We start from the raw sequence: 24,529 nt of genomic DNA, 5'->3' as shown, positions 1-24,529 counted from the left end.
TCTAGGCACTTCCTTTCGATGAAACATCGACATGACTGTTCTGTGACATAAAGGTATCGTTTAACAACGTGTCGCTATTCATTGCCTCTTCTGCATTGCCAAAATAGCGTAATGTTTGATTGAGTAACATAATCCGATCAAAGTACTGGGAAGCCTTAGTTAAGTCATGATGAACAATAAGAATCAACTTACCTTGTGCTTTTAGTTGTCTAATTTTATTCATTATGAGTTGCTCACTTTTAAAATCAATACCGACAAAAGGTTCGTCGAATAAATAAAGTTTACTTTTAGACATGAGTGCTCGAGCAACAAGTACACGTTGCAGTTGACCACCACTTAAGGCAGAAATCTGCTTTCGTTTTAATGATTTTAAGTCTAAATCATCTAATAATTGATTCAATTGTATTTTAGTCTCATGTATAGGTTTGCTAAACCAACCGATGTCGCCATAACATCCTGAGAGAATCACTTTTTCCACATTTATTGGAAAATCCAAATCAATATTTGATTTTTGAGGTATGTATGTCATGTATTTCAATTGAGTATGTATCGGACGTTGATAAAGTAATTGAGTGCCAGTTGCTTGGAAATCTCCTATTAATGACTTCAGTAAAGATGACTTTCCAGCACCATTCGGACCCATAATACCTATCATTTCACCGGCAATAGGAATTTTAAAATCAATATCTTTTAAAATATGCTTATTACCTAAAAAAAGATTTAAATTACTAACTTCTAACAAATATTAATACCTCCTAATTAAAAGTTTAGGTTAACCTAATTTATTTTATAATAAACCGAGAAGTTTTAACATGTCAAGTAGATTCGTGATACAATAAAGTGAATATGTGTGAGGTGAAATGATGTTAACTGAAGAAAAAGAGGATTATCTCAAAGCAATATTAACGAATGACGGCGATGTATCCTTCGTATCAAATAAAAAATTATCTCAATTTTTAAATATGAAACCACCATCAGTTAGTGAAATGGTTGGGAGATTAGAAAAATCGGGCTATGTAGAAACAAAGCCGTATAAAGGTGTTAAATTAACAGAAGAAGGTTTAAATCACACTTTAGATATCATTAAAAGGCATCGATTACTCGAATTATTTTTAATAGAAATTTTGAAATATAATTGGGAAGAAGTGCATCAAGAGGCTGAAATTTTGGAGCATAGAATTTCAGATTTATTTGTCGAACGTCTAGATAATATTTTAAATTACCCAGAGACGTGTCCACATGGTGGCGTGATTCCAAGAGATCATCGTTACAAGGAAAAATATACAAAGACAATACTAGAATTTGAACCTGCGGATGTTGTCACAATTAAACGTGTTAGAGACAAGACAGAGTTGTTAGTTTATCTTTCAAGTAAGGATATATCTATTGGCAATGAGGTTGAAATTGTTTCCAAAGATGACACTAATAAAGTTGTCATTATTAAGCGCAATGATGTGGTTACCATTTTAAGTTATGAAAATGCTATGAATATTTTTGCCGAAAAATAATACTACATCAACTTGAGCCCTAAACTGAATCGTGTGGTGGTTAAGATAAAATGTCTTAACACCATATTGATCAGAAGGGCTCAAGTTTTTGTTTATTATAATCTTTGATAAAGATAGGTTAACCTTTTAAGTTTTAGAACAATAGTAATTTGATTAATATATACACAGTATATAGATTAATCGCAATCCAAATAGAGCTATAGATGACTGTTGGCATTTTACTGATATCAGTTAAGGTACTACCGTCCCAACTTTGTTTAGGTCTTTGGAATGTCAGTCTGAAAATTGTCCAAGACGACTGAAGCACTTCGCCAAGTAATACGCCTAAAATCAAATGGTAACTAAAACTTACAATTTGATGAATAACGAGTAGATCATCGCTTTGGAATAGGAAATACAAGAGTAAAGACATAGCGATAATAATGAGTATAGGTGATAATTTACGTGACGTTAAAATGAGAAAATAAATAAAAATTCCTAAGTAAATGAGAATGAAAAAGCTTGGATGATTATAAAAGACTGTAATGATACCTATCCATAACATAATTGGTGGCATGATATAGCCACCTAATGTAGTGAACCATTGTCCAAGATAACTCTTAGATTGCGTAATTGCATAACCTTGTTGTAAGGTAGCTTCTCTTTCAGACGGTCGTGTCACAATAACTAAATCTTTAGCATGGCCACCGGATAATTTATTAAAAAGAACATGTCCAAATTCATGAGTTAATACTGGGATATAGTTAAGTATAATTGCAAAGTATCGATAGTAAGATTTATAGCGATTTTGATGGACGAAAATGTAGATGATACTTATGATTAATATGATATAAATATTTAAATGGATATGAGTAGTTAAGAATGATTTGAATTGTGTCATATTAAAGCTCCGTATTTAGAATTAATCAATTGACGCACGGTCAGACTGATTTTGTAAGTTAACATCTATTATACGTTAATATCTAGAAATTATCCTTTAGACTAAAGGCGTAAATTGTATGAGAGATGAAGGTTTTGCGAATAATAATATCTAGATGATTATTGATGTGTTAAAATAAGCGTACATTTTGGTTAAAATTAAAACAATGACAATATATGATTTAACTTGATATATCAGTTGAAATAACTGATCAAGTAGGATAGGAGATTTATTTTATGACATTAAAAGGTCAGCATAATAATAAAGTTGATATATTAGGCGTGAATTTTGACCATACTACGATGTTACAAATGGTTGAAAATATTAAAACATTTTTTATGTCATCTACGACAGATAATTTATTTATAGTTACAGCTAATCCTGAAATTGTAGACTATGCATCAGAAAATCATGACTATCAACAACTCATCAATAGTGCTGATTATGTCATCGCTGATGGTACAGGTATCGTGAAAGCATCGAAACGATTGAAACAACCGTTACCACAAAGAATTCCAGGAATAGAATTATTAGAAGAATGTCTAAAAATTGCACACGTGAATCAACAAAAAGTTTTTATTTTAGGTTCAAAGAATGAAATTATTGAAAAGGCAGAGCAACAATTAAAAGCTAAATATCCACGAGTGACATTTGCACATCACCATGGTTACATTAATTTAAAAGATGAAACAGTGATTAAGCGTATAGAGACATTTAATCCAGATTATATATTCGTTGGTATGGGTTACCCTAAACAAGAAAAGTGGATTGCACGCCATAGTAAAGCTTTTCAACATACAGTGATGATGGGTGTTGGTGGTTCGTTTGAAGTGTTTAGTGGTGCTAAAAAAAGAGCGCCCAAATTCTTTAGAAAGTTAAATATTGAATGGGTTTATCGCTTGTTAATTGATTGGAAACGTTTAGGACGATTGAAGAGTATCCCTAAATTTATGTTTAAAATTGCCAGACAAAAAAGACAACGTTAAAAATATGAACATAAGAAAAGGCAATCATGTGTTATGTAATTAACACAGTGATTGCCTTTTTATTGGTGTTTTAAGTTGATTATTTAACGACAAAGCGAGACGCATCTAAATCTCTTCTAAACGCCTTTTGATCATTTTTAGATTTTTTCTTAAATTCTTTCAAGAATTTTTCATAATTTGGTAAAACATCATCTAATTCGCCAAACTCTTTAAGTTTACCGCCTTCAATCCATGCGATTTTCGTACAGAATTCTTTAACTTGACGGATGTTATGGCTTACGAAAAAGATGGTTTTATTCGCTTCTTTAAATTCATAAATTTTATCTAAACATTTCTGAGTGAAGGTTTGGTCACCAACTGATAATGCTTCGTCAATAACTAAAATATCAGGGTTAACTGTTATGTTAATAGAGAAACCAAGTTTGGCACGCATACCACTAGAATATTTTTTTACAGGTTGATATATAAATTCACCTAATTCACTAAATTCGATTACTTGAGGCATTAATTCTTTAATTTCTTTACGTTTGAATCCCATACACAACATTTTGAATTCAATATTTTCAACGCCTGTTAATTGACCATTTAATCCAGCATTGATTGCAATAACACTCACATCACCTTTGCGATCGATTTTACCTGATGTAGGGGACAGAGAGCCGCCAATCATATTGCTTAATGTAGATTTCCCTGATCCGTTAATACCAACAAGACCAATCACATCTCCTTCATGCGCTTGAAGAGAAACATCATCTAATGCGAAGAATGTTTTGTTTTTATTTTTAGGTATTAAGGCATCTTTAATACGGTCTTTATTCGTTCTATATATACGATATTCTTTAGTTACATGTTCTATATTTACCGATACGCTCATAATTAGTCCTTCCTTAATTACATTTATATAGATTATAATATACTACTCATCAGTTGTTAAATTTATTAACCTAGTGTAAAGTGAGTAGAAGATTTTGTTTAAAATTGAGTAAAAGTTAATTTAACACGATAGACTATGTCTAATTATAGACAATCAATGACATTATTGTCTTTTTAAGGTACTTTATTATGTTTAATAACTTAAATGATTGTATAATAAGATGAGAATTTAATAAACTAATATCTTTTACTATGTTATATAGTTTGGTATATTTTATTCAATTAAAACAAATTTACATATTAAAAAACAATGAGTTTGAGATATGATTATCATCATTTCTGAAGTATTTGTTTAACTTAATTTACACCGTTGATATCATATATAGTGTGGATTGAAAGAAACATAGTACGCCAAATGACAGGTTGTATCTCATTATCAATTGTATATACATTAAATGTTTGAAAGTGTGGTTTAATTCAATGTCAGCAGTAGTTACTGTATTTAAAGAACACATCAAAAACTTTTATTTAATCCAAAGACTGGCACAATTCCAAATTAAAATTTCGAACCATAGTAACTATTTAGGTATGGCTTGGGAACTATTGAATCCAGCGCTACAAATTATGGTTTATTGGTTAGTGTTTGGTCTAGGAATCAGAAGTAACCATCCGGTACATGGTATTCCATTTGTATTTTGGTTACTCGTAGGTATCAGTATGTGGTTCTTTATTAACCAAGGTGTACTCGAAGGTACAAAATCTATTTCCCAAAAATTTAATCAAGTCGCTAAGATGAATTTTCCATTGTCTATTATTCCAACATATATTGTAACAAGCAGATTTTATGGACATATTGGATTACTTGCCATCATTATCATAGCGTGTATGTTTAGAGGTATTTACCCATCTATTCATATTATACAATTATTGATTTATGTGCCGTTTGCCTTTTTATTAACGGCGTCAGTAGCATTATTTACATCAACGTTAGGTATTTTAGTAAGAGATACTCAGATGGCGATGCAGGCATTAATGAGAATATTATTCTATATGTCACCCATTTTATGGATACCTAAAAACCATGGCGTAAGTGGCATTGTGCACCATATTATGTTATTTAATCCAGTATACTTCATTGCTGAATCATATCGTGCAGCAATATTGTTCCATCAATGGTATTTCATTGATCACTGGAAATTAGCCTTGTATAATGTCATGATCATTGTCATATTCTTTGTTTTGGGTTCTATTCTTCATAAAAAATATAGAGATCACTTTGCTGATTTCTTATAAGAATAAAGTGCGTCAAAAGACACATACTAGTAGACCGACGATATAATGTTGGTCTACTTTTTTATTTTATGGACAATAAGTAGAGAGAGAATTAATTTCTATCAATCTTGGAATCGTATATAATTTATGAATAAAGATAAAACGAAATAAAGACGGTGAATGAAATGAGAGTTTTAATCAAAAAAATATATATGATCGTCATTACGATATTTAATGTCATTTTTAGAGGACTAAAAGTTAAAAATAGCAATATTGTTGTTATGATGACATTTCCTAAAGATGTATTGCCGATAATCGAACAATTAAGGACTAAAGGATACAAATTAACGGTTATCACGACAGACAAGCATGCGCATCATATTCAACATTTATCAAATGTGACATATATTAAAGCAGGAAATAAAAATGTTATTCAACATATTAAAGCGCTAAGCACAGCAAAAGTAATTCTCATAGATACTTATTATTTAATTATGGGTGCATACCATAAAAAAGCGCAACAAACTGTTATTCAAACATGGCATGCTGCTGGTGCTTTAAAAGATTTTGGGTTAACAGATCATCAAGTGGATTCGAATAATCAAGCAATGGTGAATCAATATCAACGAGTATATTCAGCTACAGATTTATATTTAGTAGGTGGAGAAGAAATGGGGCATTGTTTTAACGAATCATTTGATGCACACCCTTCACAAATGTTACGTTCTGGACTTCCTAGATTAGTTGAATATTTAAATATTGATATTAAAGAAGAACAACAACGATTAAAAGAGCAATATGGTATCCAAGGAAAATTAGCAGTCTATATGCCAACCTATAGGGAAAATCATCAAGCTAACAGACAAATTAATAAAACTCTATTTGAAAAGGCATTGCCTGAATACACATTGCTTAGTCATTTTCATCCGTCTATCAAAAAAGATAAAGAAGAGCACGACTTAGATTCAACATCATTACTTATCATGGCAGATTTAATTATTAGTGATTATAGTTCAATACCAATTGAAGCGAGTTTACTTAATAAACCAACGCTCTTTTATGTGTATGACGAAAAGGAATATGAAAAGGTAAGAGGACTTAACCAATATTATTATGATATTCCTAATACGTATAAAGTGACGACGGAAGAAGCACTTATTGAAAAAATTAAGCAAGATGATAAGCAATTCAAGTCATTATTTAATCACTGGCATAAATACACTACACAAGAAACATTGAATCAAGTAACAAACTATATAGATAAGTTGGTGAAATCATGAAATTAGCGATTATAATGCCTGTATATAACGGACAAGATACAGTAAGAAGAGCGGTCACGTCGATTGATACTAAAGTAGAATTTGAAATTATTTGTATAAATGATGGTTCGACAGATAATACAAAGCATGAATTAACTGAATTACAAAAAGAATTTCCTAATATTAAAGTCATTCATCAAGAGAATCAAGGTGCTGCTAGAAGTCGTAATGTTGGATTAGCAGCTATGGATGACGATACGGATGCATTTATGTTTTTAGATGCAGATGATCAATATTTACCAAGTCGTATAGATGCAATGATACAAACATATGAGAATCACGAGGAAACCGACATTGTGATAGGCCAAATTGGTCGCGACGTTCATGGCGAATGGAAAGTATTTCCTACACATGAGGAAATTAAGAGAGATGAAGTTGTAACACTCGAAAGAAACCCAGAAATACTTCAATCTATAGGTCCTGGTGGCAAGTTGTTTAGTGCAAAATTTGTTTCTTTAAGGTTTGATGAAGATGTTGTATTTTGTGAAGAGCATACATTTATGGTACGTGCTTTTTCTAAAGCACGAGATATTAACCTTATGTCAATCATTGCATATGGCTATAATGAACGAGAAGGCTCGGTGACAGATAGACGTGCAGATACGTTCTTACCATATATGGAAGATGCTATGAAAGTGCGACAACGCGTAATGGAATTATTACTATTAATGAATGAAAAAATTTATTACAGCTATCGTATGGATAATCTTATTGTAAGTTATTTAATCCAAGCACATTTATTAAAAAATAGTGCGATTACGCCATCATTTATAGACAGTGTGACAAAGTATATTAATTTGATGCAAGAGACAAATTATTCAGGTGATGCAATGTTTAGAATTATAGAAGCGGTTGAACAGGGCGGAACACAATGGACTAAAGATCTCTATCAACCATGGAGGCGTACATTGGCAAATGTAGGTATTGGAAGACCAGGATATGTTCGATTTTTAGCACAGACTTTTCCTAAAAAATCAGCATTTTCTGGAAAGCAAAAGTTAAAAAAAGTATTAAAGAAATAATGGTCAATCATCGTATAGATTTTAAAGAGTGACATGATGTTTTAATGAATTAATGGTAAGCCTATACAATTTATGCTACATTAAGAATATAAATTTTTATTAAATATTTAGTTAAGGAGAATCACGTATCATGAAACGAGTAATTACTTATGGTACATATGATTTATTACATTATGGACACATTGAATTATTAAGAAGAGCACGTGAAATGGGAGATTATCTCATCGTTGCGTTATCTACTGATGAATTCAACCAAGTGAAAAATAAAAAATCATATTATGACTATAATCAACGTAAAATGATGTTAGAATCAATTCGTTATGTAGACTTAGTAATCCCTGAAGATGGTTGGGGTCAAAAAGAATTAGATGTTGAACGTTTCGATGTCGATGTTTTCGTAATGGGACACGACTGGGAAGGCGAATTTGATTTCTTAAAAGATAAATGTGAAGTGATTTATCTTAACCGTACAGAAGGTATTTCTACTACGAAAATCAAACAAGAATTATACGGGAAAGACGCTAAATAATAGCGTATTTATAATAAAGGACAAAGCCAAGACGAGATGTCTGTGCTTTGTCCTTTTATTGTTTTGATTGCATGTGGCCTATTTTCTGCGAAAAGCTTGAATGAATAGATGAATTATAATAGATAATACGATTACTAAACCTATAGCGAAGATAATAGCTATAGTAGGATGAGTTTGCCATATACTTTTAGCAACGGTTGTCGCATGATGGAATATGGGTTTATGTACTGTAACCGAAGGTGGTCCATCTTGTTTAGTGATGAATTCACGTTTGTAATCTGCATGTACTTTGCCTTTATCAATGACTAATTGAAAGTCCTTTTTAGTGAAATCTTTAGGTAGGACGTCGTATAAATCTTGTTCTACATAATATGTTTTACCATTAATTTGATGTTTTCCTTTTGATAGGATTTTTTCATATTTATATTGATTAAATGAACGTTCCATTAACGCATTGCCCATCATGTTGCGTTGTTTTTCTCCGCCGATATGTTTATAATCTCCAGCACCTAATATGACTTGGTTGATTCTAAACCCGTTTCGTTTTGTAGTAATCGTATGGTTGTAATCTGCAGTGTCACTAGAACCAGTTTTTAAACCATCTGTACCCGGTAAACTCATGTCGGCACCATCTAATGAATGGTTGAATGTATAATACGTTACACCATGTGTTGTTGGTGCGAGTTGTTTGGTAAAATCTAATATTTTAGGCGTTTCATTAATCACATGTTGGTCTAAAATGGCATAGTCGCGTGCTGAAGTTGTTGTGTTTTCAGTCTTTTTATATTTAGAAGGAGCAAAGCTCTTGAGACGAGTGTTTTCAGCACCTGAAGGATTCACATAATGTGTATCTTTCATACCGAGTTCCTTGGCTTTTTTATTCATTAAATCTGTGAAGTCATTGACATTACCAGATACTTGCTCGCCCAGTATTAGTGCAGCGGCATTACTAGAATTAGAAACGGTAATTTGAAGTAAATCTGAAATGGTCCACTTCTGTCCTGGATAAAGTTTAGTATTACTCAATTCAGGAAGTGTAGACATTTGATATTCACGATCAGTCATTTTGACTTCATCATTTAAGGATAGCTTTTTATCTTTGACAGCTTCTAAAGTAAGATACATTGTCATGAGTTTGGTCATTGATGCTGGATACCATACCTTATCTTTATTGTATTCATAGAGTATTTGGCCGTCTTGACTCACGTTAATGGCACTTTCAGGTTGATACGCTTCAGTTACTTTACTATAACCATTATCGATAGCAACTTGAACTGGGGTAACATCACCATTCTCTGCATTAGCAAAAGGTGTTATAATATTTAATACGAAGAACATCGTTATGATGAGTATAAAGATTCTTTTCATTATTTCTTTCCTTTAACTATAATTTTCAACTAATATATTTTATCATATACATTATTTGTTACATATATGTAAGATGTTGAATTTTTGAAATTTTATTATAGTTGGGAAAGACTTAAATATTTGGGATGCACGAACTTTTATAGTAAGATTGAGCAAAATTTAAAATATGAATATTAATAGAAGAGGTATTATTATGAAACAAACTAACCCTTTATTCTTTTTATTTAAAAGGCTCTCTTGGCCAATTGGGTTAATCATTGCTGCGGTCATTATTACTTCTTTAGGAAGTTTGAGTGGATTATTAGTACCTCTATTTACTGGGAGATTAGTAGATAAATTCTCAGTAAGTACTATGAACTGGAATCTTGTAGCCATATTTGGTGGTATATTCCTACTTAATGCTATTTTAAGTGGTATTGGATTATATTTACTAAGTAAAATTGGTGAAAAAATGATTTATGATATCCGTTCATTATTATGGGAACATATCATTCAATTAAAAATGCCGTTCTTTGATAAAAACGAAAGTGGTCAATTGATGAGTCGTTTGACAGACGACACAAAGGTAATCAATGAATTTATTTCTCAAAAATTACCTAATTTATTACCTTCAGCATTAACGTTAGTTGGATCTCTCGTTATGCTATTTATCATGGATTGGAAAATGACGTTATTAACGTTTATTACCATTCCTATTTTTGTACTTATCATGATTCCATTAGGTCGTGTGATGCAAAAGATCTCAACGAGTACACAAACAGAAATTGCTAATTTTAGTGGTTTACTTGGGCGTGTACTGACAGAAATGAGATTGGTTAAAGTTTCTAATACAGAAAGATTAGAACTTGATAATGCACATACTAATTTAAAAGAAATTTATCGCTTAGGTTTAAAGCAAGCTAAAATTTCAGCGGTAGTACAACCTATTTCGGGCGTGGTGATGTTACTAACTATCGCTATCATCCTAGGTTTCGGTGCTTTAGAAATCGCAACAGGCGCTATCACTGCAGGTACATTGATCGCAATGATTTTCTATGTGATTCAAATGTCTATGCCGTTGATTAATCTATCAACATTGATAACAGATTATAAAAAAGCTGTTGGGGCAAGTCATCGAATATATGAAATCATGCAAGAACCTATTGAACCTACAGAAGCACTTGAAGAGTCAAAAGATGTTGAGGTACAAGATGGTGAACTTGTATTTGATCATGTGAACTTCAAATATGATGTTAAGTCTATATTGAATGATGTGTCATTTAATATACCTCAAGGACAGGTTAGTGCATTTGTCGGTCCTTCTGGTTCTGGTAAGAGTACGATATTCAATTTAATTGAACGTATGTATGATATTGAAAGTGGCGACATTACGTATAATGGTACAAGTATTTTTGATATTCCATTATCTAAATGGCGTACTAAGATTGGTTATGTGATGCAATCAAACTCTATGATGAGTGGTACGATTAGAGATAATATCTTGTACGGTGTTAATCGTTCAGTATCGGATGAAGAACTTATTAAATACGCTAAATTAGCTAATTGTCATGATTTTATTATGCAATTTGATGAGAGTTACGATACATTAGTTGGTGAACGTGGTCTGAAACTTTCTGGTGGTCAAAGACAACGAATAGATATTGCACGTAGCTTTGTTAAAAATCCAGATATTTTATTATTAGATGAAGCTACCGCTAACTTAGATAGTGAAAGTGAATTGAAAATTCAAGAAGCTCTAGAAACATTGATGGAAGGCCGTACAACGATTGTTATTGCACATAGACTTTCTACAATTAAAAAAGCAGGTCAAATTATCTTTATAGATAAAGGACAAGTGACTGGTAAAGGTACACATAGTGAGTTAATGACAACACATGAGAAATATAAACACTTTGTAACATCCCAAAAGCTTGCTGACTAAAATTTTATAATATAAAGCACATACGCTTGGATGAGTGTATGTGCTTTTTTGTATAATTTAAAGATTTAATGAAAAACGTTATTTTAAGTCATTTTTACAAATGGTATAATTAAGCCAATGAGATGGGCTCTGCTTTTGGGGATGGATTTTATCCATGTTATAGAGTCTTATATCTATACATAAGTTACTTTTGTACAACGCGTTGTTAGAAAATTAAATAAATAGGTGGGTGCCAAATGTTTTTATTGATTAATATCATTGGGTTAATTGTTTTCCTAGGTATTGCAGTATTATTTTCGAGAGCACGAAAAGATATACAATGGAAATCGATTATTATTTTAGTCGTTTTAAACTTATTTTTAGCGTGGTTCTTCATTTACTTCCCATGGGGGAAATCAGGAATTAAAGCAGCTGCAAATGGTATTTCCTGGGTAATTGAATCAGCAAATGCAGGTACAGGATTTGCGTTTAATAGCTTTGTTTCTAATAAGCAGATGGATATGGCTGTTAGCGCACTATTTCCAATTTTATTAGTAGTACCGTTATTTGATATTTTAATGTACTTTAATATTCTGCCGAAATTAATTGGTGCGATTGGTTGGGTTTTAGCAAAAATTACACGCCAACCTAAATTTGAGTCATTCTTTGGTATTGAAATGATGTTCTTAGGTAACACAGAAGCACTAGCTGTTTCTAACGAACAATTGAAACGCATGAATGAAATGCGTGTGTTAACAGTAGCGATGATGTCTATGAGTTCTGTTTCAGGTGCGATTGTTGGTGCCTATGTTCAAATGATTCCAGGTGAATTAGTATTAACTGCGATTCCTTTAAATATCGTGAATGCCATTATTGTCGCGTCAATTTTGAATCCAGTTAGAGTAGAAGATAAAGAAGATATTATTTATAGTATTAAAGATCAAGATATAGAGCGTCAGCCATTCTTTTCTTTCTTAGGTGATTCTGTATTAGCTGCAGGTAAATTAGTATTAATTATCATAGCATTTGTGATTAGTTTCGTAGCATTAGCAGATTTAGCAGATCGTTTGATTAACTTAATTACAGGTGGTATTGGTCACTTGATGGGTCTTAAAGGTAGCTTCGGATTAGACCAAATTTTAGGTGTGTTTATGTATCCATTTGCATTATTACTTGGTCTACCTTGGGATGAAGCTTGGTTAGTTGCACAACAAATGGCGAAAAAAATCGTTACCAACGAATTTGTCGTAATGGGTGAAGTATCGAAGACGATTAATACACTTTCACCTCACCATAAAGCAGTGATATCAACATTCTTAGTATCTTTTGCTAATTTTTCTACTATTGGTATGATTATCGGTACGTTAAAAGGTATCGTAGATAAGAAGACAGCAGATTTTGTTTCTAAGTACGTGCCAATGATGTTGTTAGCAGGGATTTTAGTTTCATTATTAACAGCTGCATTTGTAGGCTTATTCGCATGGTAAATTAAAAATTGATGTACACCTCCTATTGCTAAAATCTTTTTCTAGCAATAGGAGGTGTTTTTAATGATGAAAGATTAAGCATAATAAAAACCAAGTATAGTAAGTGAGGAGACACTTGTTATACTTGGCTTTTATGGGAAATGAATATTAATGTACTTGTAACGGTAAGGACTAGGTACAGTTACAGTACTTCGAGCAAAATTTGTTTTGTTACTATAAACAACACAAAGGAGATAACTTCTTTTGTTAAGAAGTTAACATTATTATAGCAAACCGAAAGCTATAAGTAAATTAAAAATTCTGAAAATTTAAAATTATTTTATCCTTCTTATGTTAAACCTACTATTGCATTAGAGATGATTCATTGATTAGTTGAATAACGGGTAATCAAAATATTTCAAAAATATGAATTATTTACTCTAGCGGTGTTGTGGGGGTCTACATGCGTGTGCTAACATTTTGTTAATCATAAAAAATAAATAAAGGGATGTGGTTGCTTGAACAGATTAATACGAGATTTAATATTAGTCATTATTGGTTCGTTTATTTTTTCAGCGGGTGTTAATGCATTCATTATTTCAGGTAATTTAGGTGAAGGTGGGGTAACAGGTCTAGCTATTGTATTGTACTATGCCTTTCACTTATCACCAGCTATTACTAACTTTGTAGTCAATGCTGTTTTAATTGCAGTAGGATATAAATTTTTAAGTAAGCGTAGTATGTATTTAACCATTGTAGCAACTGTCCTTATTTCAGTATTTTTAAGTTTGACAGAATCTTGGCATGTTGAAACAGGAAATGTCATTGTTAATGCAGTATTTGGCGGAACAAGTGTAGGGTTAGGTATTGGTGTCATTGTATTAGCAGGTGGTACTACTGCAGGAACTACCATTTTAGCTAGAATTGCACATAAGTATTTAGATGTGAGTACACCTTATGCACTTCTCTTCTTCGATTTGATTGTTGTAGTGATTTCATTAACTGTGATTTCATTAGATCGTGCATTAGTTACCGTCATTTCATTATATATAGGAACGAAAGTGATGGAATTTGTAATCGAAGGTTTAAATACAAAGAAAGCGATGACAATTATTTCAAGTAAACCAGATGAAGTGGCTAAAGCCATAGATGAACAAGTAGGGCGCGGATTAACCATATTGAATGGACATGGCTATTATACTAGAGAAGAAAAAGATGTCCTTTATGTCGTAATTACGAAGACGCAAGTGTCACGAGCTAAAAAGATTATTAGAAATATTGATAATCAAGCATTTCTAGTCATTCATGATGTGAGAGATGTTTATGGAAATGGATTCCTTATAGATGAATAAATGATGTTATCCATATGCCGTTTTAAGTAGCAAATTTGTTAACTTAGAACGGCTATTTTAATGCTTTAAAAATGAGAAAATGAATGAAATTTATTAGTCAATATATGTGAAAGATGTTATAATGACTCCTGTGATAATGATTATCAATTACAATGATAAATTTAATAAATAACATATTTAATTACAGTTATGTTTTCGATATAGATATAGTAAATAAGAAAGTAGGGGAATTATGAGTCGTTTAAACGGTGAACAAGTAACAATAGGTTATGGTGATACGACGATTATTAATCATTTAGATGTGGAAATTCCAGATGGCAAAGTAACTTCAATTATTGGACCCAATGGGTGCGGTAAGTCTACCTTACTTAAAGCATTGTCTCGTTTGTTATCTGTAAAAGATGGTACGATTAATTTAGACGGAGAGAGTATCCACACACAATCTACGAAAGAAATTGCTAAGAAAATTGCGATTTTACCACAGTCCCCAGAAGTGGCTGATGGTTTAACTGTTGGTGAATTAGTATCTTATGGCCGATTTCCTCATCAAAAAGGATTTGGGCGTTTATCAGATGAAGATAAAAAAGAAATTAATTGGGCGCTAGAAGTGACAGGTACGTTTGAATTTAGACACCGTTCAATCAACGATTTAAGTGGTGGTCAAAGACAACGTGTCTGGATTGCAATGGCATTGGCTCAACGTACAGATATTATCTTTTTAGATGAACCAACCACATATTTAGATATATGCCATCAATTAGAAATCTTAGAATTAGTACAAAAATTAAATCAAGAACAAGGTTGTACGATTATTATGGTATTACATGATATCAATCAAGCTATTCGATTCTCAGATCATCTAATTGCTATGAAAGATGGTGACATTGTAGCAAATGGTGAAACAAATGAAGTGTTAACACAAGATATTTTAGAACGTGTATTTAATATAGATGTTGTGTTAAGTGAAGATCCTAGAACTGGTAAACCTTTATTAGTGACTTATGATTTATGTCAAAAGGCATATTCTTCATAAATTGTATGATTATTTAAAATATATAGAAAAGGTAAAGATATCATGTCAAAACCAAGGCAAAGCGGTTATATGAAATTTGTGTCTTATTTGATAGGTGGAATAATAGTGCTAGCAATAGCACTATTTTTATCTATTTTATTTGGAGATGCAAAAATAGATATACCCACTATTATAGATGCAATTTTCAATTATAATCCAAAAAATCAACAGCATAATGTGATTAGTGAAATTAGAATTCCTAGAGATTTAGGTGCTATTTTAGTAGGCATGGCATTATCAGTTGCTGGTGCGGTTATTCAAGGTGTCACGAAAAATAGTTTGGCGGATCCAAGTTTAATTGGACTCAATTCTGGTGCGTCATTTGGTTTGGCCATAACCTATGCTTTTTATCCAGAGGCACCTTTTACATTACTTATGGTAGCTGGATTTCTCGGTGCATTGTTAGGCGGTTCGATTGTGTTAATGATTGGTCGCTCAAGAAAAGATGGTTTCAATCCGATGCGTATTATTTTAGCCGGAGCAGCTGTTAGTGCCATGTTAACGGCATTAAGCCAAGGTGTTGCGCTTATCTTTAGATTAAATCAATCTTTAACATTTTGGAGTGCTGGTGGTGTATCAGGAACAACTTGGCCTCAAATTATTTGGACTGGACCAATCATTATTGTGACATTGGTGGTTATTCTCGCAATGAGTAGACAATTAACCATATTGAATTTAGGTGAATCTTTAGCCAAAGGGCTAGGACAGAATGTTACCATGATTAGAGTTGTCATATTAGTCTTAGCAATGGTGCTAGCTGGGGTAGCAGTATCGATGGTAGGTCAAATTGCATTCGTTGGATTAATGGTGCCACATATTGTTCGATTTATCATAGGAACGGATTATTCAAAAGTGTTACCTCTAACAGCCATTTTAGGTGGAATATTAATGTTAGTAGCTGATATGTTGGCTAGATATTTAGGAGACGCGCCAGTGGGTGCGATTATTTCATTTATTGGCGTTCCTTACTTTTTATACTTAGTTAAAAAAGGAGGACGCTCAATATGATAGATAGTAAATTACGACGTAAACAAATCATTACATTTGTGATATTTGCAGTGCTCGTCTTCTTAGCGTGTACATGGAGTATCGCTTCTGGTGAATATAACATCCCTGTAAGTCGATTTTTCCAAATTTTGACCGGTCAGGGTGATTATACAGACACACTAATTTTAGTCGACTTTAGATTACCACGTATGCTAATCACTATTCTTGCTGGTGCAGCATTAAGTATGAGTGGTGCGATTGTACAAAGTGTTACTAAAAACCCAATTGCAGAACCAGGCATACTAGGTATTAACGCTGGTGGTGGTTTCGCAATAGCATTATTCATCACAATTGGTCAGATTAAACCAGATAATTTTGTTTACGTTTTACCAATCATTAGCGTCATTGGTGGTGTAGCGACAGCTTTAATTATTTTTATGTTTAGTGTCAATCAAAGACATGGTGTTACACCATCTAGTATGGTCTTAATAGGTGTAGGTATGCAGACTGCTTTATATGGTGGTTCAATAACATTAATGTCTAAATTCGACAAAGATCAATCGGAATTTATAGCAACATGGTTTGCAGGTAATATCTGGGGAGATGAATGGATATTTGTGATTGCATTTTTACCATGGATCATCATCATACTGCCATATTTATTTTATAAATCTAATGAATTGAACATTATCAATACACATGAGCATGTAGCTAAAGGTTTAGGTGTTAAGGTCGGTAAAGAACGCATGGTATTATTCTTTGTAGCAGTAGTACTATCGTCAGTAGCAGTTGCAGTAGCAGGTTCAATTTCCTTTATAGGATTGATGGGGCCGCATATTGCTAAACGTATTGTGGGGCCACGCCATCAGTTGTTTTTACCAATAGCAGTGCTTGTTGGGGCATTTTTATTAGTGTTCTCAGATACATTAGGCAAGGTAATTTTAGAACCTACAGGCGTACCAGCAGGTATCATCGTTGCAATTATTGGTGCCCCTTACTTCCTATATCTCATGTACAAAACCAAAAATGTATAAAATATGTAAATAAAGTGGCATGTGCGTTACATGTCACTTTAATTATATATATAATTGTTAACGCTTTCTTATGTCGATGCTTTATAATGAAAGTGGATAAATAAGGAGGGCTAACTATGAAAAAACTAATTAAAGATAAACAACAATTTTTAAATGATATGCTCGAAGGTATAAAAATTGCTCATCCAGAATTAGAAGTTATCAATGACACTGTCGTTGTAAAAAAAGATAAAAAAACAACTGGTGTAGCTTTAGTATCAGGTGGTGGGAGTGGTCATGAACCAGCTCATGCAGGCTATGTTGCTCAGGGTATGTTAGATGCTGCAGTTTGTGGTGAAGTATTTACCTCACCAACTCCCGATAAAATTTTAGAGGCCATTAAAGCTGTAGACAATGGTGAAGGCGTACTACTCATCGTTAAAAATTATGCTGGAGACGTCATGAATTTTGAAATGGCACAAGAAATGGCAGAAATGGAAGGTATCAATGCTGCTATGGTAGTAGTGAAAGATGATGTTGCCGTTTCTGATATTGAACAAAGACGTGGTGTAGCCGGAACAGTTTTCGTTCATAAGTTTGCCGGATTTTTAGCCGATAAAGGTCTATCTTTAACAGAAATTCAATCTAAAGTAGAAGAGATTTTACCTACAATTAAAAGTATTGGTATGGCATTAACACCACCTATGGTACCTACAACTGGAAAGTATGGCTTTGATATTGATGAAAATGATATTGAAATTGGTATTGGTATTCATGGTGAAAAAGGATTACAGCGTCAACAAATGGAACCAATAGATCAGATAGTGACACGATTAGGCGATACATTATTACAAGAAGTTAATAGTAAAGAAATACTCGTGATGGTAAATGGTATGGGTGGTACACCTTTATCAGAGCTTACAATTGCCACGTCTTATATTAAACAATATTTTGATGCGCATGATATCACTGTCAAACATTGGTATGTAGGCGATTTTATGACATCATTAGACATGCAAGGATTTTCAATTACAGTCATACCGTATTCAGAAATACTTCTAAAAGCATTACTAGCGCCAACGACGAGTAGATATTTTAATATTTAATGAATAAATATACATGAAAGGAGAATCATAATGGATATCCAAAAGATGAAACAACAATTATTGGATTTAGAGACTACATTTAAAGAACAAGAAGATTCATTAACTGAACTTGATAGAGCTATTGGAGATGGCGATCATGGTGTTAACATGTTAAGAGGTTTTGAGAGTTTAAAAGATAAAATAGATGATAGTTCAATGCAAAGTGTATTTAAATCGACAGGTATGTGTCTGATGTCAAACATTGGAGGTGCTTCAGGACCATTATATGGTTTTAGCTTTGTGAAAATGGCTGAAGTTGTAAAAGATGACATTGATCATAATAATTTAGTAGAGTTACTTGAAACATTTGCAGAGGCAATTGCTAAACGTGGTAAGGTAGAACTTAATGAAAAGACCATGTATGATGTTATTGCCCGTGCTTATGAAGCGGTCAAAAAAGGTGAACAAGTTGATTTAAATCGTCTACAAAGCTTTGCAGAAGAAACTGTAGATATGGTAGCAACGAAAGGGCGTGCATCATACTTTAAAGAAGCGTCTAAAGGTTATATGGATCCAGGCGCACAAAGTATGGTTTATGTATTACATGCACTTATAGGAGATGAGGCTTAATGACAACACTTGTAATTATCAGTCATAGTGAACAAATAGCAAATGGTACGAAAGCATTATTACAGCAAATGGCACCGGATGTTAATGTCGTTGCTAACGGCGGTGTGAATGGTGATATTGGTACATCGTTTGAGACAGTTCAACAGTTAATCAATGATTTAGAAGATGATGCCATGTGTTTTTATGATATAGGTTCATCCGAAATGAATATTGATATGGCTATTGATATGTATGACGGGAATTATAAAATCGTTAAAGTGGATGCACCTATTGTAGAAGGTAGTTTTACAGCCGCAGTTAAATTATCAATAGGTGGCAATTTGGCGGACGCTATAGAAGAAGTTAAACAAACAACTTTTAATAATAAATGATTAATTAAGCTTAAATTGATTTTTTGAAATGAAAGTTAAGGATATCTGTGATATGATTAATATTAAATGTACGATAAAATCTGGCTAATAGGAGGACATTGCCATGCAACATCTTATAAAGAAACATGTATTGAATGGCGAGTTTGATTTAGTAAGACAATTGATGTCCGAAACAGATTTTATGGAATTTGAAGAAGCATATATTTCAAGTGCTCATGAAGTAGAAAGTATGATGTTTTATACTTGTATTTTAGACATGATGAAAGTGGAAGAGACAGCAGAATTGCATGACTTAGCATTCTTATTACTTGTTTATCCACTAAGTGACTATGAAGGTGCTTTACATTCTGCGTATTATCATGCAGATTCATCCATAAAAATAACTGACGGAAATGAAGTTAAAAGCTTATTACAAATGCTATTACTACATGCAATTCCAGAGCCTGTTATCTCTGATAAAAAGGCCTTTGATATTGCAAAACGTATTCTTAAATTAGATCCTAATAACAACGTGGCTCGTAATGTATTGAAAGATACAGCGAAACGTATGGATAATGTTGTTGTTGATATAAATGAACTCAATCAACATCGTAACGCACGTTAAAAAATGAATATTAATTTTGATTAATAAAAGTCATTGAGATGAGTCTGATCGTTTCAATGACTTTTTATTGTGAAATTATAAATTATTTTGCATTAAAATAAATGTGATTTTAATAAATAAATTATTGTAGAATTGTTAGAAAAGTATGAATTTTATATTTTGTAGATTAGTGAAAACAGTTGGTATATAAGTCTAAATCACGGATTTAGGCTTTTTTAACATGCATTGAGTTGGGTTGAAATTAAATAACAGTACGTTATAATTCAAAATATGCGAAACGAAGGAGGTAAACTTTTCATGGGGCTCAATAAAGAAGCTATAAAAATTGGTTTCGCCTATGTCGGCATCGTTGTCGGTGCAGGTTTTTCAACCGGACAAGAAGTGATGCAATTCTTTACACCTTATGGCTTATGGTCATACATTGGTGTCCTTTTATCAGGTTTAATTTTAGGGTTTATAGGTAGACAAGTAGCCAAAATAGGAACAGCTTTTGAAGCAACTAATCATGAATCTACATTGCAATATGTCTTCGGCGATAAATTTAGTAAGATTTTCGATTACATTCTTGTATTCTTTTTATTTGGTATCGCCGTTACGATGATTGCGGGTGCTGGATCAGCCTTCCAAGAAAGTTTTAATGTACCCATTTGGTTAGGTGCTCTAATTATGACTGTAGTTATTTATGGCACATTACTATTAGATTTCAATAAAATAGTAAGAGCTTTGGGTATTGTGACACCATTTTTAATTGTGATGGTTGTATTAATTGCAGTGTACTATTTGTTTAATGGATCTATACCATTGAATAAAGTTAATGATACTGTAGATAAGCCAAACATCATTTTAGGTATTCTTAAAGGTATTCAATATGGTGGTCTTGCATTTGCAGTAGGTTTTAGTACAGTTGTGGCAATTGGTGGAGATGCATCTAAGCGAAAAGTTTCAGGTGCAGGTGCGTTATTTGGTGGTATTGTTTATACTATTCTATTAGCGCTAATTAACTTTGCATTACAAGCAGAATACCCACAAATTAAAGATGCAGCTATTCCTACACTGAATTTAGCAAATGAAATCAATCCATGGATTGGATTAGTTTTAACAATTATTATGTTGGCAGTAATGTATAACACTATATTAGGGTTATGTTACTCATTTGCAGCACGTTTCACTGAACCATATAGTAAAAAATATCATGTGTTCATTATTATAATGATGATTGCGGCCTACATTTTAAGTTTCGTAGGATTTGCTGATTTAATTAACTATTTATATAATATTATGGGTGTAGTCGGTTTATTTATAGTTGTTGCCGTACTAATCAAATATTATAAACGTAAGAGTGATGACAAAAAACATATTGCATAATGATATGTAATTTGATGTACTTTACAATTAAAAGCGATTGATTTAATCTTAAAAGCAATTCATCTTTTTAAATAGAAGGTGAATTGCTTTTTTAATGTAATTATTATGCCAATTAATAATATAAGTGAGCATTGATGAGAGGATTATCCGTCATGAAGGCAAAACATAAATGGTTGTTGATAACTGTCGTTGTTATTTTAATAGTAGGTACTAGTACTGGTCTGTTATTGAAAAAACATTATGATCATGAACACCGACAACAACAAAATAAAGAAAAAGTCCAAATAAATAATAAAAACGTGAAGGTCTTACAGAATATTTCTTATGGTCAAGGCATACCTAATAGTAAATTAGATATTATTATGCCATCTGATATGAATAAAGATAGTAAGTTACCAGTCATCTTTTGGATGCATGGTGGTGGTTTTATTGCTGGTGATAAACAGTATAAAAATCCTTTACTATCCAAAATAGCTGAGCAAGGTTACATTGTGGTAAACGTCAACTATGCGTTAGCGCCTCAATATAAGTATCCTACACCTATTGAACAAATGAACAAAGCTGTCAAATTTATAAAAACGAATGAACATGATTTGCCTATTGATTTTGATCAAGTCATTATAGGTGGTGATTCTGCTGGCGCACAATTAACCAGTCAATATGTTGCTATGCAAACAAATCAATCGTTACGTGATGAAATGAAATTTGAACCCGAATTTAAACCTTCTCAAATTAAAGCAGCGATATTCTTTGGTGGTTTCTATGATATGAAGACAGTTAAAGCTACAGAGTTTCCTAGGATCCAATTATTTATGAGAAGTTATACAGGTACAACAAATTGGGAGAGTAATTTTAAAAACTTATCTCAAATGTCTACGATAAATCAAATAACTAAAGATTATCCGCCTACATTTTTATCAGTGGGTGATGCGGATCCATTTTATAGTCAGAACATAGATTTTTATAAAAAATTAAAAGAAAAAGATGTGCCAGCTGAAACATTATTTTATGATGGTTCACATCACTTACACCATCAATATCAATTTCATTTAAATAAACCAGAATCCAAAGAGAATATTAAACGGGTACTCTTATTCTTAAGTAGAAACACATCTTCTTCAGGTGTTGAACGAAACAATCAATCTAATCACAATGAAAACAATAATTTGAATAAAGATGTACAATTAGACCCATTTAGTGAATAAATGAAGCAAAACACCGTAAAACGACAACAATAGTCGCTTTACGGTGTTTTTATACATGATATATCGTTATCAACTTATTTCATCTAATTATATGATAAAATTCAATATGTAATTATCATAAATAATTAATTTAAAATTTTAGCCATCACGTATTCATTATAATATTTGTTGTTAATATACAACTTATCTTTTAGTTCGCCTTCAATTTGGAATCCAGCGCTCTTAAATAAGTTAACAGCTCCATCATTTTCAGGTACTACTGTTGCTTCAATTCGACGGATATTATGATTGAGGGACCAGGCTTCTATCGCATTAATTAAAGTTTGTCCGACGCCGTCTTTTTGGTACAGTTTTTTTACACCTAGATAAACAATCGCTTCATGACGTGTACGTTCATATGTTTCAGTACCTACAAAACCGTATCCTACAAGTTGATCATTACTTTCGACAACGAAAATCGCCTTAGAAGAAGAGGTAATATAATCTTCTAAGCGTTTAATCACTTCGTTAGTACTAGGTGCATATTCACCAGGATTGTAAAATGTGAATTCTGATTCATCATAGATTTTAGTAAGTAAGTCTATAAAATTGTCTACGTCTTTTATACTAATTTCACGAATAGCGTGAGGCATGAAAACACTCCTATATTCATTTAAGTTTCTGCTACTTCTATATTATAATATAAATAAGTTAAGTTTGCTTTGAATCGTGTAATTGCACACGATGGAGTGTTCATTATACACAAGGGAGTTTAAAATATGAAACCAAAAGTACTTTTAGCAGGTGGCACAGGCTATATTGGAAAACATTTAAGTTCAGTCATTGAAAATGATGCCGATTTATATGTATTGTCCAAGTATCCTAAACCAGAACATGTTAATGCAACCGATATGACATGGTTACAGAGCGATATTTTTAATTATCAAGATGTTGTTGAAGCAATGAAAGAGATAGATATAGCTATTTTTTATTTAGATCCAACGAAAAATTCAGCAAAATTAACGCAAGCAACAGCGCGAGATCTTAATTTAATTGCTGCTGACAACTTTGGTAGGGCAGCGGCAGTGAATCATGTTAAAAAGTTAGTATATATTCCGGGAAGTCGAAATGATAATCAAACGATGGAACGTTTAGGCGCTTATGGTGTACCTGTAGAGCGTACGAAACTGGAAATTAAACGTCCACATATCAATGTCGAATTGCAAGTATCTAAGTACGATGATGTTAGAACAGCTATGAAAATGGTTTTGCCTAAAAAATGGACACTTAATCAAGTTGTAGAATACTTTTTTAATTGGTTAGATAAAACCAAAGGAACGATTGTTAAGACGTATCATAGTGATGACCATTATTATATATATTTAAAAAGTAAAAACAAACCATTGGCTATTTTTAAGAAAGTGTTAACAGAGGAAAATCTTATCACTTTATATTTAGTTGGAGGTAAGTTAGTAAAATCCAATGCGAAAAAGCAAGGTAAATTAGAGTTTCGATTGTTAAAAAATAATGCAATCGTTATAGTTCATCTATATGATTACATTCCTAAAATGTTTTGGCCTGTATATTATTTTGTTCAAGCGCCACTACAAGGTATTATGATGCGTGGATTTGAAGTAGATTGTCGCATCAAACATTTTCAAGGACGAGTTCAATCTGGAGAAAAAATTAAATACACAAAATAAT

The 24,529-nt window shown here is 32.4% G+C and carries 24 protein-coding genes; 19 read left to right on the top strand and 5 right to left on the bottom strand.

Features of this window, described 5'->3' with window-relative positions; genetic code table 11:
- Position 1: 1 nt before the first annotated feature.
- Positions 2-742, bottom strand: a complete 741-nt coding sequence (locus P7F85_RS10490) for a metal ABC transporter ATP-binding protein (RefSeq protein WP_002465865.1) — start codon at positions 740-742, stop codon at positions 2-4.
- Positions 743-863: 121 nt separating this feature from the next.
- Here P7F85_RS10490 and P7F85_RS10485 point away from each other — a divergent pair, with 121 nt between their 5' ends.
- Positions 864-1,508, top strand: coding sequence for a metal-dependent transcriptional regulator (locus tag P7F85_RS10485; protein WP_447158545.1), 645 nt, complete (start codon positions 864-866; stop codon positions 1,506-1,508).
- A gap of 133 nt (positions 1,509-1,641) precedes the next feature.
- Here the strand turns inward: P7F85_RS10485 and P7F85_RS10480 are convergent, their stop codons facing one another.
- Positions 1,642-2,388, bottom strand: coding sequence for a M50 family metallopeptidase (locus P7F85_RS10480; protein ID WP_002465871.1), 747 nt, complete (start codon positions 2,386-2,388; stop codon positions 1,642-1,644).
- 275 nt (positions 2,389-2,663) lie between these two features.
- On the opposite strand from P7F85_RS10480, the gene tarA reads away from it, so the two are divergent.
- Positions 2,664-3,413 (top strand): N-acetylglucosaminyldiphosphoundecaprenol N-acetyl-beta-D-mannosaminyltransferase TarA, encoded by a 750-nt coding sequence (tarA, locus tag P7F85_RS10475; RefSeq protein WP_002465853.1) that lies wholly within the window; start codon positions 2,664-2,666, stop codon positions 3,411-3,413.
- Positions 3,414-3,492: 79 nt separating this feature from the next.
- Here the strand turns inward: tarA and tagH are convergent, their stop codons facing one another.
- Entirely contained in the window at positions 3,493-4,287 is a 795-nt protein-coding gene (gene tagH / locus P7F85_RS10470; RefSeq protein WP_015365325.1) for a teichoic acids export ABC transporter ATP-binding subunit TagH, read from the bottom strand.
- Positions 4,288-4,766: 479 nt separating this feature from the next.
- On the opposite strand from tagH, the gene tagG reads away from it, so the two are divergent.
- The 4 genes from tagG (at position 4,767) to tagD (ending at position 8,428) form a co-directional block, all read left to right on the top strand.
- Complete coding sequence (gene tagG, locus P7F85_RS10465) at positions 4,767-5,579, top strand: teichoic acids export ABC transporter permease subunit TagG (protein ID WP_002465986.1); 813 nt, start codon at positions 4,767-4,769, stop codon at positions 5,577-5,579.
- Between the two features lie 164 nt (positions 5,580-5,743).
- Positions 5,744-6,838, top strand: coding sequence for a teichoic acid glycerol-phosphate primase TarB (gene tarB / locus P7F85_RS10460; protein WP_002465963.1), 1,095 nt, complete (start codon positions 5,744-5,746; stop codon positions 6,836-6,838).
- Positions 6,835-7,899 carry a glycosyltransferase family 2 protein gene (locus tag P7F85_RS10455; protein ID WP_015365324.1) on the top strand — a complete coding sequence of 355 codons (1,065 nt, stop codon included), beginning with the start codon at positions 6,835-6,837 and terminating at the stop codon, positions 7,897-7,899. Before tarB ends, P7F85_RS10455 begins: the two co-directional genes overlap by 4 nt.
- A 130-nt stretch (positions 7,900-8,029) precedes the next feature.
- On the top strand, positions 8,030-8,428 hold the full coding sequence (gene tagD, locus P7F85_RS10450) for a glycerol-3-phosphate cytidylyltransferase (protein ID WP_002465978.1): 399 nt from the start codon (positions 8,030-8,032) through the stop codon (positions 8,426-8,428).
- Positions 8,429-8,506: 78 nt separating this feature from the next.
- Here the strand turns inward: tagD and pbp4 are convergent, their stop codons facing one another.
- On the bottom strand, positions 8,507-9,796 hold the full coding sequence (gene pbp4, locus P7F85_RS10445; RefSeq protein ID WP_002465980.1) for a penicillin-binding protein PBP4: 1,290 nt from the start codon (positions 9,794-9,796) through the stop codon (positions 8,507-8,509).
- 193 nt (positions 9,797-9,989) lie between these two features.
- On the opposite strand from pbp4, the gene P7F85_RS10440 reads away from it, so the two are divergent.
- The 12 genes from P7F85_RS10440 to P7F85_RS10385 all read left to right on the top strand — a co-directional run bounded on the left by P7F85_RS10440 (position 9,990) and on the right by P7F85_RS10385 (position 22,846).
- Complete coding sequence (locus tag P7F85_RS10440) at positions 9,990-11,717, top strand: ABC transporter ATP-binding protein (protein ID WP_002465996.1); 1,728 nt, start codon at positions 9,990-9,992, stop codon at positions 11,715-11,717.
- Between the two features lie 236 nt (positions 11,718-11,953).
- Entirely contained in the window at positions 11,954-13,183 is a 1,230-nt protein-coding gene (locus P7F85_RS10435) for a NupC/NupG family nucleoside CNT transporter (RefSeq protein WP_002465985.1), read from the top strand.
- 497 nt (positions 13,184-13,680) lie between these two features.
- Positions 13,681-14,514, top strand: coding sequence for a YitT family protein (locus tag P7F85_RS10430; RefSeq protein WP_002465988.1), 834 nt, complete (start codon positions 13,681-13,683; stop codon positions 14,512-14,514).
- A 232-nt stretch (positions 14,515-14,746) separates the two neighbouring features.
- Entirely contained in the window at positions 14,747-15,547 is an 801-nt protein-coding gene (locus P7F85_RS10425; RefSeq protein ID WP_002465971.1) for an ABC transporter ATP-binding protein, read from the top strand.
- A gap of 69 nt (positions 15,548-15,616) precedes the next feature.
- Positions 15,617-16,594, top strand: a complete 978-nt coding sequence (locus P7F85_RS10420) for a FecCD family ABC transporter permease (protein ID WP_308880599.1) — start codon at positions 15,617-15,619, stop codon at positions 16,592-16,594.
- Positions 16,591-17,607, top strand: a complete 1,017-nt coding sequence (locus P7F85_RS10415) for a FecCD family ABC transporter permease (RefSeq protein WP_002465982.1) — start codon at positions 16,591-16,593, stop codon at positions 17,605-17,607. Before P7F85_RS10420 ends, P7F85_RS10415 begins: the two co-directional genes overlap by 4 nt.
- 116 nt (positions 17,608-17,723) lie before the next feature.
- Positions 17,724-18,692 (top strand): dihydroxyacetone kinase subunit DhaK, encoded by a 969-nt coding sequence (gene dhaK / locus P7F85_RS10410; protein WP_015365322.1) that lies wholly within the window; start codon positions 17,724-17,726, stop codon positions 18,690-18,692.
- 30 nt (positions 18,693-18,722) lie between these two features.
- On the top strand, positions 18,723-19,301 hold the full coding sequence (gene dhaL / locus P7F85_RS10405; protein ID WP_002465959.1) for a dihydroxyacetone kinase subunit DhaL: 579 nt from the start codon (positions 18,723-18,725) through the stop codon (positions 19,299-19,301).
- Positions 19,301-19,672 carry a dihydroxyacetone kinase phosphoryl donor subunit DhaM gene (gene dhaM / locus P7F85_RS10400; protein WP_002465961.1) on the top strand — a complete coding sequence of 124 codons (372 nt, stop codon included), beginning with the start codon at positions 19,301-19,303 and terminating at the stop codon, positions 19,670-19,672. Before dhaL ends, dhaM begins: the two co-directional genes overlap by 1 nt.
- A gap of 103 nt (positions 19,673-19,775) precedes the next feature.
- On the top strand, positions 19,776-20,276 hold the full coding sequence (locus P7F85_RS10395) for a hypothetical protein (protein ID WP_002465974.1): 501 nt from the start codon (positions 19,776-19,778) through the stop codon (positions 20,274-20,276).
- A 297-nt stretch (positions 20,277-20,573) separates the two neighbouring features.
- Positions 20,574-21,641 (top strand): YkvI family membrane protein, encoded by a 1,068-nt coding sequence (locus P7F85_RS10390; protein WP_002465991.1) that lies wholly within the window; start codon positions 20,574-20,576, stop codon positions 21,639-21,641.
- Between the two features lie 152 nt (positions 21,642-21,793).
- Positions 21,794-22,846, top strand: coding sequence for an alpha/beta hydrolase (locus P7F85_RS10385; RefSeq protein ID WP_015365321.1), 1,053 nt, complete (start codon positions 21,794-21,796; stop codon positions 22,844-22,846).
- A 125-nt stretch (positions 22,847-22,971) separates the two neighbouring features.
- Here the strand turns inward: P7F85_RS10385 and P7F85_RS10380 are convergent, their stop codons facing one another.
- A complete protein-coding gene (locus P7F85_RS10380) occupies positions 22,972-23,478 on the bottom strand; it encodes a GNAT family N-acetyltransferase (RefSeq protein WP_002465993.1) in 507 nt (168 codons plus the stop codon).
- Between the two features lie 126 nt (positions 23,479-23,604).
- On the opposite strand from P7F85_RS10380, the gene P7F85_RS10375 reads away from it, so the two are divergent.
- Positions 23,605-24,528, top strand: coding sequence for an NAD-dependent epimerase/dehydratase family protein (locus P7F85_RS10375; protein WP_015365320.1), 924 nt, complete (start codon positions 23,605-23,607; stop codon positions 24,526-24,528).
- The last annotated feature ends 1 nt before the right edge of the window (position 24,529 follow it).

The organism is Staphylococcus sp. aM (genome assembly GCF_052975125.1).
This window is presented reverse-complemented; position numbering and strand designations above follow the sequence as displayed.